Source organism: Streptomyces sp. NPDC001880, from assembly GCF_053594575.1.
Map to the genome: position 1 here is coordinate 80,350 of NZ_JBSFET010000017.1, position 12,006 is coordinate 92,355.

The 12,006-nt window shown below is 71.5% G+C and carries 10 protein-coding genes and 1 pseudogene; 4 read left to right on the forward strand and 7 right to left on the reverse strand.

Annotation, left to right across the window (positions count from 1 at the left end):
• The 6 genes and pseudogenes from ACWCQ6_RS13375 to ACWCQ6_RS13400 all read right to left on the reverse strand — a co-directional run.
• Nucleotides 1–1,432 (reverse strand): choice-of-anchor A family protein (locus ACWCQ6_RS13375; RefSeq protein ID WP_451088562.1); only part of this gene is annotated, 1,432 nt, incomplete at its 3' end.
• Nucleotides 1,433–1,776: 344 nt separating this feature from the next.
• Complete coding sequence (locus ACWCQ6_RS13380) at nt 1,777–2,784, reverse strand: NAD-dependent epimerase/dehydratase family protein (protein WP_451088619.1); 1,008 nt, start codon at nt 2,782–2,784, stop codon at nt 1,777–1,779.
• A gap of 85 nt (nt 2,785–2,869) precedes the next feature.
• Nucleotides 2,870–3,532: pseudogene (locus tag ACWCQ6_RS13385) on the reverse strand (LysR substrate-binding domain-containing protein); the annotation flags it as partial.
• 50 nt (nt 3,533–3,582) lie between these two features.
• Nucleotides 3,583–4,257, reverse strand: coding sequence for a DUF6304 family protein (locus tag ACWCQ6_RS13390; protein ID WP_451088564.1), 675 nt, complete (start codon nt 4,255–4,257; stop codon nt 3,583–3,585).
• 112 nt (nt 4,258–4,369) lie between these two features.
• A complete protein-coding gene (locus ACWCQ6_RS13395; protein ID WP_451088621.1) occupies nt 4,370–5,395 on the reverse strand; it encodes a family 2 encapsulin nanocompartment cargo protein polyprenyl transferase in 1,026 nt (341 codons plus the stop codon).
• 175 nt (nt 5,396–5,570) lie between these two features.
• Nucleotides 5,571–6,977, reverse strand: coding sequence for a family 2B encapsulin nanocompartment shell protein (locus ACWCQ6_RS13400; protein ID WP_451088566.1), 1,407 nt, complete (start codon nt 6,975–6,977; stop codon nt 5,571–5,573).
• A gap of 177 nt (nt 6,978–7,154) precedes the next feature.
• On the opposite strand from ACWCQ6_RS13400, the gene ACWCQ6_RS13405 reads away from it, so the two are divergent.
• The 3 genes from ACWCQ6_RS13405 to ACWCQ6_RS13415 all read left to right on the forward strand — a co-directional run bounded on the left by ACWCQ6_RS13405 (nt 7,155) and on the right by ACWCQ6_RS13415 (nt 10,032).
• Complete coding sequence (locus tag ACWCQ6_RS13405; protein ID WP_451088568.1) at nt 7,155–7,604, forward strand: RrF2 family transcriptional regulator; 450 nt, start codon at nt 7,155–7,157, stop codon at nt 7,602–7,604.
• 123 nt (nt 7,605–7,727) lie between these two features.
• On the forward strand, nt 7,728–8,924 hold the full coding sequence (locus ACWCQ6_RS13410; protein ID WP_451088570.1) for a globin domain-containing protein: 1,197 nt from the start codon (nt 7,728–7,730) through the stop codon (nt 8,922–8,924).
• A 190-nt stretch (nt 8,925–9,114) separates the two neighbouring features.
• A complete protein-coding gene (locus ACWCQ6_RS13415) occupies nt 9,115–10,032 on the forward strand; it encodes a 1-aminocyclopropane-1-carboxylate deaminase/D-cysteine desulfhydrase (protein ID WP_451088572.1) in 918 nt (305 codons plus the stop codon).
• Here ACWCQ6_RS13415 and ACWCQ6_RS13420 read toward each other — a convergent pair.
• On the reverse strand, nt 10,005–11,609 hold the full coding sequence (locus ACWCQ6_RS13420; RefSeq protein ID WP_451088574.1) for a Na+/H+ antiporter: 1,605 nt from the start codon (nt 11,607–11,609) through the stop codon (nt 10,005–10,007). The genes ACWCQ6_RS13415 and ACWCQ6_RS13420 overlap by 28 nt on opposite strands.
• A 57-nt stretch (nt 11,610–11,666) precedes the next feature.
• On the opposite strand from ACWCQ6_RS13420, the gene ACWCQ6_RS13425 reads away from it, so the two are divergent.
• On the forward strand, nt 11,667–11,927 hold the full coding sequence (locus tag ACWCQ6_RS13425; protein WP_451088576.1) for a UBP-type zinc finger domain-containing protein: 261 nt from the start codon (nt 11,667–11,669) through the stop codon (nt 11,925–11,927).
• Nucleotides 11,928–12,006: the final 79 nt, after the last annotated feature.

Genomic DNA, 12,006 nt, shown 5'->3' on the forward strand with positions numbered 1-12,006 from the left:
ACCCATCAGACTTATGCCACTCGCCAGACCCACCAGGCTTGTGCCACCCACCGGACCCATCAGACTTATGCGACCCGGACCCATCAGGCTTGTGCGACCCGGACCCATCAGACTTATGCCACTCGCCAGACCCACCAGGCTTGTGCCACCCACCGGACCCATCAGACTTATGCGACCCGGACCCATCAGGCTTGTGCCACTCGCCAGACCCACCAGGCTTGTGCCACCCACCGGACCCATCAGACTTATGCGACCAGCTGTGGGGCGGTCTGGGCTTCGGTCCCGGTGTATGAGTGGGGGTCGGAGTGGGGCGGTCCGTCGGGGTCGAGGTCAGCGTGTCCGTCGGGGTCGAGATCAGCGTGCCCGTGCCCGTGCCCGTAGACGTGGGCGTGGACGTGGACGTGGACGTCGGCTTCTCGTCGCAGGTCGGCAGGTCACCGTCGAAGGGATAGGCGTGCAGCTCCTGGCCGCCCGACTCGCCCGCCGAGGTGTGGGTCAGCGAACCGGCGGTGTGGAAAAGGCCGTTGGTGCCGCTCATGTCCAAGGTGGTGGTACTTGACTGCCGGCCGATCAGCACACTGCCCTGGAACTGGCCGGTGCCGTGCAGGCCGACCTCGGTGGCGTCCGGGAAGTTCCACAGCAGGTGCTCGCGGATTCCGGCCTGCGGCAGCGAACCCATGTACGTGTTGATGTTGCGGGCGCTGCCGTAGACGTTGACCAGGACGGTCGCACCGTCCGGAATCGCGTTGAACGTGATGCCCTGCTGGCCGCCCTGGGCCGTGGCCACGTCGGCATCGAGGGCGAAGACCTGGAGAGCCGAGGTGCCGTCACCGGTGAAGACGGTCTCGGAACCGGCGTTCACCACGGTGCCCGTGGCGGGGCGGCGGTGGTCCTCGTTGTCGTCGTACGCGTAGCAGTGGCTGGCCGCGGTCAGCTGGTCGCGCAGCGCCGTGTAAGGGCCTGTGGCGGCCGGTTCGTGGACCGGGTCCGGGACCACCGTTCCGCTGACGGTCCGGGCGTACTTGACCACACCGTGGTTCGCCCCCTCTTCGACGAGCAGCCGCTGACCGGTCGCGACGGTCAGCGGCCCGCCCACGGTCAGGTAGTCGGAGTCGTCGGGGGCCCGGGAGCCCACGCCGGCGGCCACGCCGATGTCGTAGACCTGCGAGACTCCCTCGCGCTTGTTCATGTCGAACCTGCCGAGAGTGACGATCTTCCCCTCGGCCTCGGCGGCGGCCTCCCGGACCAGGAAGTCGCCGCCGACGAAGATGTCGATGTTGCTGTCGTAGTGGGTGACGGCCCCACTGTTCGGATCGAGCCGGTCCGTCGGGCAGTCGCTGCCCAGACACGGGCCGAGCCCGCCGGGCAGCGGGTCGGCGAGAGCGGTGGACGCCATCGCGCCCACCAACGCCGCAGCCGCCGCCGTGGCCACCGCCGTCCGGATTCCTTTGCCGCGCCTACGCGCTTCTGTTGCCATAAGGGGCAATATGCAGCTTTGACTACCAAACGACAGGAATGCCACGCCCGGTTCGGCCCTGATGCACCCGGTTACGCGGAACCGCGTCAGGGAAGCCCGTGCGCGCGGGCACGCGCTGGGCGGCGTGCATGGCGACCGTCTGGGTGCGGTCGCCCTCCCGTGCTCGCGGGCACACGCGGAGCGGTGGCTGCACTTCATGGGCGCGCTGCCGTGTATCGACGTGCGTGAGGGCACACGCGGAGCGGTGGCCGACGGGTGTCAGCGGCCCTGGCAGCACACCGGTCGTCACCGACGGCGCGTCAGGCCGTGTCCGCCAGGAGTTCGGCCTCCACGCCCGGGTCCAGACCGACCGTGGGCCGGTCAGTGCGCTGCGGGGCCTGTCCGCCCAGCTCCTCCAGCCACTTCCAGGTGTCGGCGACCGTCTCCTCGACCGGGCGGCAGCGCAGGCCGGTCGCGTACGCCTTGCTGACGTCTCCGCAGTGCAGGGTGTCGTACAGCTCGCCCGGCGGCAGCCAGACCGGCAGGTCGCTCCACGGTTCCACACCCGCCGCGAGAATCCTCTCCGCGGGCGTCCAGCGCAGTGCCGCGTCGGAGCCGGTGACACGCACACAGGCCTCCAGCAGTTGCCCCATGGTGGCGTGCCCCGGGCGGCTGACCAGGTTGTACGGTCCGTGCAGACCGCCGCGGGCGGCGTCCAGCAGCCAGTTCGCGAGATCGCGGGCGTCGATGTACTGAAGTCTCAGATCCGGTGTGCCCGGGGCCAGTACGGGCCCACCGCGGGCGATCCGCCGCAGCCACCAGGGCAGTCTGCCGATGTTCTCCCAGGGGCCCAGGATCAGTCCCGCGCGGGCGAGGAGGGCCCGGTCACCGAAGGCGTCGAGCGCGGCCAGTTCGCCGCCGCGCTTGGCCAGAGGGTACGAGACGTCCCCGCCCGCGTCGGGCGAGGCGCCGGCCACCAGCGGACCCTCCTCCGGCAGTCCGGCCGGAGCCGGGTAGTCGTACACGGAGCGGCTGGAGACGTAGGCGTACCGGGCGGCCCGGCCGGCCAGCAGGCGGGCCGCGTCCCGTACCCCCGAGGGGGCACCGCTCCAGGTGTCGACCACCAGGTCCCAGGCGTGCCCGCCGTCGGGGTCGTCGCCCGTTCCGGCCAGGGCGGCGAGGCCGCCCTCGGTGGTGCGGTCGCCCAGGAGCTCCGTCACGCCCGGTGGGGGTGCGTGCCGGCCGCGGTGGAACACCGTGACGTCCCAGCCCCGCGCCAGCGCCTCCTCGGTGACGGCGCGCCCGACGAATTCCGTACCGCCCAGCATCAGAAGCCTCATGGCAGCGACTCTGCCCGCCGGGCCGCCCGGTGGGAACCGGTCCTCGCTCTCGGCGGAATCGGGAACCCGTGCTTCACGACGTGCGGGCGAGCGGGCTGCGGTTGCGCAGCAGCCACTGGTGGTACCCGGCCGCGCGCCGGGCCGCCTCCCGGTAGGCCGCCTCCAGCTCCCCGTACACCGTCGTCGTGTCGACGCCCGGCCGGGACACCAGCAGCAGACGTACGGCGAGGGGGTCGTCGCGCAGCGGGCGGATCGCCATGTCGTAGCGCGGTCCGGAGGTGGGCTGGCAGGGGGCGACCGCCTCGCCGAGCACCACGAGGGAGGCGGCGGTGAGGTAGTCGCCGTGCAGGACGGTCGGCGCGAGGCCGGCCTCGTCGAACACCCGGCGCAGCCCGTCCCATTCGCCGTCCACCGTGGGGTCGACCATCCACCGGTCGGCGGCCAGGTCCACGAGGTCGACCACGGGCCGCCCGGCGGCCGGGTGGTCCCTGGCCATGCAGATGAACTGCGGTTCCCGGTCCAGGAGTACGCGCTGTTCCAGGCCGTCGGGGACGGCCAGCGGGCAGCCCTCGACCTCGTGCACGAAGGCGATGTCGAGCCCGCCCGCGCCGACGTCGCGGAGCAGCGCGCGGGCCGACACGTCGACCCTCAGCGTGATGTCCGTGCCGGGGAGGCGGAGCCGCAGCCTGCGCAGCCAGCCGCCGATGACCCGGCTCGCCGTGCAGCCGATGCGCAGCCCAGGGGCGGCCGACGGACCGGGCACGGGATACGGCCGGGGCCGGACGATCAGGCGAGTTCCAGCGGGAAGGCGCCCCGGTGGCCCGTACCGGCTCCCTGCTCCGGGCGGGGCTCGAACTCGCGGCAGCTCCAGATCTCCTGAACGAATCCGGTTCGCCGGTCCCACAGGTCCCGGACATCGCCCTCACCGGCCACCCCTCGGTAGGCGTCCTTGGCACCCCGGAAGCACGCGAGGCCGCCGGACAGTCCGCGCACCGCGGCCGGGGCCGGGAAGTAGTCCGAGAAGGCACAGGCGATGCAGGTCTGGAGACGCACGCCGGGCGGCAGGGCGCGCTGGATCGTGGCGAGCGCGGACGCGAAGTCGCTCTCGGCGCGATGGGACGTGTAGGCCGCACCGCCGAACTGCAGCTCCAGACCGAGGTACGAATCGGGGCGGCGCAGCGACAACAGGCAGCTGAGCGTGGCCTGATGGACGGATCCGTCCCAGATGACCGGGAGCGGCAGGTCCCACTCCAGGACACAGTCGCTCAGCGCGCCGTCCACCAGGGTGAACCGGTCGTCGGCCGGTGGCGTGCCGACGGCCGGGGTGAGGCCGTCGAAACTCGCGCCCTCGAAGTCGATGCCCCTTGTCCGGAGGTGTAGTTGCTGTCCGTCGGTGGTGAGGACGACGGCGTCGGAACCCTGTCGGTCCCGGTACCACCCCGCCCATGACTCGTCTGTCATGGGCACGGACTGTAGCCCGTGCCCATGACAGTCGCCCGGTCGCCCTCCGTTTCCTCTCACGGGCCCTGTGACCTCGGCACCCTGTTCCCTTTCTCCTGCCTCCGTTCCGTGGTCAGTGGGTCCGGCGGGTGACGAACTCCGCCAGGGTCAGGAGGTCGCCCGCGCGGGCCAGGTCGGGGACCGCCCGGGACAGGTGATGGATCGCACGGGCCATCCGGTCCGCCGCGGCGATCTGCGCCCAGTCCCGGCCGCCGGCCCGGTCGACGGCGTCGGCGGCGCGGCTCACCTCGCCGGGTGTGTTCATCGACCCCCGGTACAGCGTGGCGAGTTCGGCTGCCGCCGGGGTGCCGGAGGTCAGCGCGGCGACGACGGGCAGGGACTTCTTGTGGGCGACGAGATCCGCCCCGACCGGCTTCCCGGTCCGCGCCGAGTCTCCCCAGATGCCGATCAGGTCGTCGATGAGCTGGAAGGCGAGGCCGGCCTCCCGGCCGAATCCGTCCATCGCGCCGACCGCCCGCTCCCCCGCGCCCGCGTACAGCGCCCCCAGGGCGCAGGCGCAGCCGAGCAGGGCGCCGGTCTTGGCGGTGGCCATGATCAGGCACTCGTCCAGCGTGACCTCGTCGGGGCCCCGCTCCTCGAAGGCGCAGTCGGCCTGCTGGCCCGCGCACAGCTCGATGACGCAGGTCGACAGGCGCGCCGAGGCGCGGGCCCCGGCCGGGGACGGGTCCTCGGCGAGCAGCCGCTGGGCGAGGGCGAGCAGGGCGTCGCCCGCGATGACCGCTTCCGGAATGCCGAAAACCGCCCAGGCGGTGGCCCGGTGACGGCGCGTCCGGTCCTCGTCGATGACGTCGTCGTGCAGCAGGGTGAAGTTGTGGGCCAGCTCCACGGCGACGGCTGCCCGTACCGCCTGCTCCTGGTCGCCGCCCAGCGCGCGGGCGGCGGCAAGGACCAGTGCCGGTCTGATCGCCTTGCCGGCCGGACCCGAGGACGGGCTGCCGTCGGCCTCCTGCCAGCCGAAGTGGTACATCGCGACGCGGCGGATCGATCCGGGCAACGACTCGACGGCTGAGCGCAGTTGGGGATCGACGAGGGCCCGGGTCCGCTCCAGGAGCACCTCGGCCTCCTGGCCCTGCGCCACGGTGGCGGACGGGGCGGGAACGGGCGGGGCGTCGTCGCCCGGGGCCCGGGGTGTGGGTGGTTGGGGTACGTGATGGGTTCTCACTGGGGCGTCCTCCCGAGGCCGCCCCGGGCACGGCTGCCCGGTGGCGGAGGTTGACGGGGGCCCGGACACCGTCGTCCGGACCCCCGAGGGGCTACCGCCAGCGGCTGACCTCGACGTTTTCCAGTACGCCCAGGGCGTCCGGAACGAGGATGGCCGCGGAGTAATAGGCCGTCACCAGATAGGAGATGATCGCCTGTTCGTCGATCCCCATGAAGCGGACCGAGAGGCTGGGCTCGATCTCGTCGGGGATGCCGGACTGCTGGAGCCCGATGACGCCCTGCTCGGCCTCACCCGTCCTCATGCAGATGATCGACGTGGTCCGGGCGTCGGTGACCGGGATCTTGTTGCACGGGAAGATCGGCACCCCTCGCCAGGCCGGCACATGGTGTCCGCCGACGTCGACGCTCTCCGGCACCAGACCGCGCTTGTTGCACTCTCGGCCGAACGCGGCGATGGCCCTCGGATGGGCAAGGAAGAGCTTCGAGCCGCGGCGGCGCGAAAGCAGCTCGTCCATGTCGTCGGGGCTGGGCGCGCCGTCGTGCGGCTGGAGGCGCTGCCCGTAGTCGCAGTTGTTGAGCAGCCCGAACTCGCGGTTGTTGATCAGCTCGTGTTCCTGGCGCTCGCGCAGCGCCTCGACCGTGAGCCGCAACTGCTGCTCGGTCTGGTTCATCGGCTGGTTGTAGAGGTCGGCGACCCGGCTGTGGACCTTCAGCACGGTCTGGGCGACGCTCAGTTCGTACTCGCGGGGGGACGCGTCGTAGTCGACGTACGTGTGCGGGACGACGGCCTCGCCGACGTGACCGGCGGAGAGGTCGATCGCCGCCTCGCCGTACTTGTTGGTGCGCTGCTCCGGGATGCTGCGCAGTCCGGCGAGGTGGTCGCGGAGCGAGTCCGCGCGCTCGGCGAGGTTCACCACGTCCGCCCGGCTCAGTGTCAGCACCGTGCAGGCGGTGACGGCACGGGCCGTGTACTCCCAGACGGCTTCGCCGTCGACCAGGGCCTGGTCCCCGAAGTAGGCCCCGTCGGCATGGAGCCCGAGCACCGTCTCGTCCCCGTACGGACCGGTGCCGATCTTCTCGACCTTGCCGTGCGCCAGCAGATAGACGCTGTCCGCCGCATCCCCCGCCGCGGCCAGCACCTGCCCCGCCGCGATCTCGCGCTGCTCGCACCGCCGGGCGAGCTCGCCCAGCACTTCTTCGTCACCGAAGTCCCGCAGGGCGGGGAGCTCTCCGAGCTCGGCGGGGATGACCGCGACCCGGTCACCGGTCTGCACGAAGGTCACCCTGCCGTCCCCGACCGAGTAGCTCAGCCTGCGGTTCACCCGGTAGGTACCACCTTGCACCTGCACCCACGGCAGCATCTTCAGCAGCCACCGCGAGGTGATCTCCTGCATCTGCGGGGCGGACTTGGTGGTCGTCGCGAGGTTCCGCGCCGCCGCCGTCCCCAGACTCTGCTGTGGCGGCAACGACGCGTTCTGAACCTCTTCACCAACGGACATCTGACGTCCTCTCCGTCTTCGGCTGACCTGCGAGAAGAAGCCTTTCAGCACGCAGAGCGGTCGCACCATTACACAAAAGAGTGTGACTAATCGGCTTGGTGCTGGGCACAACGCTCAGCGATGTTCACGCACCGACTTAAGTTGCATCCTCGATGCAACTTATCTACGGTTACCGGCATGCGGCTGACGAAATTCACCGACGTGGCGCTGCGCGTACTGATGCGCCTCGCCGTCGCGGAGAACGAGGATCCGCCGACCACCCGGGAGGTGGCGGCCACCATGCAGGTGCCGTACACCCACACCGCAAAGGTCGTCGCCAAGCTCCAGCACCTCGGACTGATCGAGGCGCGACGGGGCCGCGGCGGGGGGCTCAGCCTCACCGGAGCAGGCCGCTCCGCCTCGATCGGCAGGCTCGTACGGGAACTGGAAGGACCCGGCGACGTCGTCGAGTGCGAGGGCGCCACACCCTGCCCCCTGCGCTCGGCCTGCCGGCTGCGCGGCGCGCTGCGCCACGCGGAAGAGGCCTTCTACGCCGCACTCGACCCCCTCACCATCACCGAACTGGTCACATCCCCCACCGGTCCACTGCTGATCGGCATCAGCCGCACCCGCCCTGACACCGGCTGAGCAGCCGCACACCACACCACAGGCCCTGCCGCCCGACCCGACACCGCCCGGCTTCGCGCTGCCCGGTTTCACACTGCCCAAAAATACGAATCTCACATACCAATTCACATGCGAGGAGTCCCGATGCTCTCCGAGACGTCGACCGCCACCGTCCGTGCCACTCTCCCCGCCGTTGGCGCGGCCATCGGGGACATCGCCGATCTCTTCTACCGCAAGCTCTTCGACGCCCACCCCGAGCTGCTGCGCGACCTCTTCAACCGCGGCAACCAGTCGTCCGGCGCCCAGCGGCAGGCCCTCGCGGGCTCCATCGCCGCCTTCGCGACCCATCTGATCGAGCACCCGGACACCCGCCCCGACGTGATGCTCGGCCGGATCGCCCACAAGCACGCCTCGCTCGGCGTCACCGCCGCCCAGTACGACATCGTGCACACCCACCTGTTCGCCGCCATCGCCGAGGTGCTCGGCGACGCGGTCACCCCGGAGGTCGCCGCCGCCTGGGACGAGGTCTACTGGCTGATGGCCGGTGCCCTGATCTCGATCGAGGAGCGGCTGTACGCACAGCAGGGCGTCGTCGCCGGCGACGTGTGGCGCGAGTGGGAGGTGGTCGCCCGGACCGAGGAGACCGCCGATGTCGCCACCTTCCAGCTCCGCCCGGCCGACGGAGCGCCCGCACCCGCCTTCCGGCCCGGCCAGTACGTCTCCGTACAGGTGGAACTCCCCGACGGGGCCCGCCAGATACGCCAGTACAGCCTCTCCAGCGCCCCCGGCTCGCAGCTCCGCTCGATCACCGTCAAGCGGGTGCACGGCAGCGGCTCGCCGGACGGTGAGGTCTCGTGCCATCTGCACGCCGAGGTGAAGGCCGGTGACCTGCTGCGGGTCTCCGCCCCGTACGGCGACCTCGTGCTCGACTCCACCGACGCGCCGCTCCTGCTCGCCTCCGCGGGCATCGGCTGCACCCCGATGCTCTCGATGCTGGACCACCTCGCGGCGACCGGCCACCGGGCCCCGGTCACCGTCGTGCACGGCGACCGCTCCCCCGCCACCCACGCCATGCGTAACGACCACGCCCAGCTCACCGGCAAGCTCCCCGACGCCGCGGCCCACTTCTGGTACGAGGACCCCGAGCCCGGCCACCGGGCCGACCGCACCGGCCAGGTCGATCTGAGCGGCCTCGCCGTCGCCCCCGGCACCCACGCCTATCTCTGCGGCCCCCTGCCCTTCATGCGCGCCGTGCGCGCCCAGCTGCTGGCAAAGGGCATCCCGGCGGCCGACATCCACTACGAGGTGTTCGGCCCCGACATGTGGCTGGGACAGGACTGAATCCGGCCCGCTGCACGCGGAATCGACCGGATCGGACGGCCGGGTCCACCTGTCGGACACGGCCGTGCCAACCACACCGGACTCGGCGACGACGACGTGCTCGCGCCGTCGTCGCCGAGAAACGCCTCCTCGGCGACGGCAGGAACCCCTGTGGTGACCGGCGTCCCTCCGGTCCGGCGACAATTGCGGCATGTCCTCCGAAGCGCTCGACCTCTCCCGGCTGCAGCCGGTGCTCCCCTCACCCCTGCAACCGGTCGAGGACGAGCGCTTCGCGCGCCACGGCGTACGGCTGCTGCTCAAGCGTGACGATCTGATCCATGCCGATCTGCCCGGCAACAAATGGCGGAAGCTCTCCCTCAATCTGCGGGCCGCCGCCGGGCGCACCGTGCTGACCTTCGGCGGCGCGTACTCCAACCATCTGCGGGCCACCGCCGCCGCCGGGCGGCTGCTCGGCTTCCGTACCGTCGGGGTGGTGCGCGGTGACGAACTGGTCGGCCGCCCCCTGAACCCTTCGCTGGCCCAGTGCGCAGCCGACGGGATGACCCTGCACTTCATGGACCGCGCGACCTACCGCGCGAAGGGCGATCCAGAGGTCCTGGCGGGGCTGCTGAGCGCCTTCGGGGAGTGCTGTGTCATCCCGGAGGGCGGCAGCAACGCCCTGGCGGCACAGGGCTGTACGGAGCTGGGGCGCGAGCTGCGCGGCCAAGCCGACGCGGTTGCGGTGGCCTGCGGCACCGGGGGCACCCTCGCCGGTCTCGCCGCCGGCCTCGCCCCCGGGCAGCGCGCCCTCGGCGTCCCGGTGCTGCGCGGCGGCTTCCTCGGGGACGCGGTGCGCGCACTGCAGCAGGAGGCCTTCGGCGGCCCGGCCGGGTCCTGGTCCCTGGACGAGCGTTTCCACTTCGGCGGCTACGCCCGTACGCCCCCGGCCCTGCACGCCTTCGCCGACGACTTCGAGCAGCGGCACGGCCTGCCCGTGGAGCGGCTCTACGTCGCCAAGCTGCTCTACGCGCTCACCGAACTGGCCGGGGAGGGTGCGTTCCCTCCGGGGACCACGGTCGCGGCGGTCGTCACGGGCAGCCCTCAGGGGGCGTCCGACTCCTCCCGGTAGGCCGCCGCCTCCTCCAGGTCAAGCCGCCTGAGCAGCGTTCTCAGCATCTCGTCGTCGATCCGCCGCTCGTCCCGCAGAGTCACGAACACCGCGCGCTCGGCGTCGATCATCTCCCTGGCCAGGCGCCGGTAGGTGTCGTCCGCCGACTCCCCGGTCAGCGGATTGGCCGCGCCCAGCCGCTCCCACACGGCGTTGCGGCGGCGTTCCAGCACAGTGCGCAGCCGGTCGGCAAGGGGTCCCGGCAGCTGGTTGCGGCGGTCGGCGAGCAGCTCGTCCAGCCGCGCCTCGGCGGCCGCGGATGCCTCGCTCTGGGCCTGTGCCTCGGCCAGCGTCTCGGCCTTCGCGTCGCGCCCCGGGAGCTTCAGGACCCGCACCAGCAGCGGCAGGGTGAGCCCTTGGACGACCAGGGTGCCGATGACGGTGGTGAAGGTCAGGAACAGCACCAGGTTGCGGGCCGGGAAGGGGCTTTTGTCGGACATGGCGAACGGGATGGAGAAGGCGATGGCGAGCGAGACGACACCGCGCATCCCTGCCCAGCCGATGATCAGCGGAGCCGTCCAGTCGGTGTCGGGCTCGCGTTCCCTGATCCGTTTCGACAGCCACCGGGGCAGATACGTCGCCGGGTAGACCCAGATGAAGCGGACCAGGACCACGGCGAGGAAGACGACGACCGCATACCGGACCGCGTCGGCCACGGCGTACGCGCCGAGCCCCTTCAGTACGAAGGGCAGCTGGAGCCCGATCAGCGCGAAGACCGCGGACTCCAGAATGAACGCGACCATCTTCCAGACGGCCGCCTCCTGGAGCCGGGTCGCGAAATCCACCTGCCAGGACCGGTGCCCCAGGTAGAGGGCCACGACGACCACGGCGAGCACCCCGGAGGCGTGTACGCGTTCGGCCGCCGCGTACGCCACGAAGGGGATCAGCAGCGACAGCGTGTTCTGCAGCAGCGCTTCCTTGAGGTGGGTGCGCAGCCAGTGCAGCGGCACCATCAGCGCCAGGCCGACCACGACACCGCCGACCGCGGCGAGGAGGAACTCGCTGATCCCCGCGCCCCAGCTCATCCCCTCGCCCACGGCGGCGGCGACCGCCACCTTGTAGGCAGTGATCGCCGTGGCGTCGTTCACCAGGGACTCGCCCTGCAGGACCGTCGTGACCCGGCCGGGCAGCCCGACCCGGCGCGCGATCGCCGCGGCCGTGACCGCGTCCGGCGGGGCGACGACCGCGCCGAGCACCAGCGCGGCGGTGAGCGGCAGGTCGGGCACGAGGCGGTACGCCAGCCAGCCGACCGCGACGGTCGCGAACAGCACGTATCCGACCGACAGCAGCGCGATCGGCCGGAAATTGGCCCGCAGATCGAGGTACGAGCTGTCGACGGCCGCCGTGTAGAGCAACGGCGGCAGCAGCAGCGGCAGCACGACGTGCGCGTCCAGGGCGTACGTGGGCACCCCCGGGAGGTAGGAGGCGATCAGGCCCGCGGTGACGAGCAGCAGCGGGGCCGGCACGGGGGTGCGGCGGGCCGCCCCGGCAACCGCCGCACTGGCCGCAATCAGCCCCACCAGCGGCAATACGTCCATCCCACGGTCCTCGCATCCGTAGCTCACGGTCCACGTATCCGTCGTAACCTGACAATCATGAGTGACTGCCCTCACGTGTCCGCGCTGCCGCGCCCCGAACCGGCCCCGCTCAGCGCCACGTGCCCCGACTGTCTCGCGGCGGGCACCCACCCCGTGCAGCTGCGGCTCTGCCTGGTCTGCGGCCATGTCGGCTGCTGCGATTCCTCACCCCTGCAGCACGCCACGGCACACTTCAGGGAGACCGGTCATCCCGTGATGCGGAGCTTCGAACCGGGCGAGAGCTGGCGCTGGTGCTTCGAGGACGGTTCGATCGTCTGAGGCCTGGGTACGTCAAACCGGCGCCGGTTGTTCGCAATTGACCGCCGCAGACCTCTACCCACCGTGTGTACTCATGGGC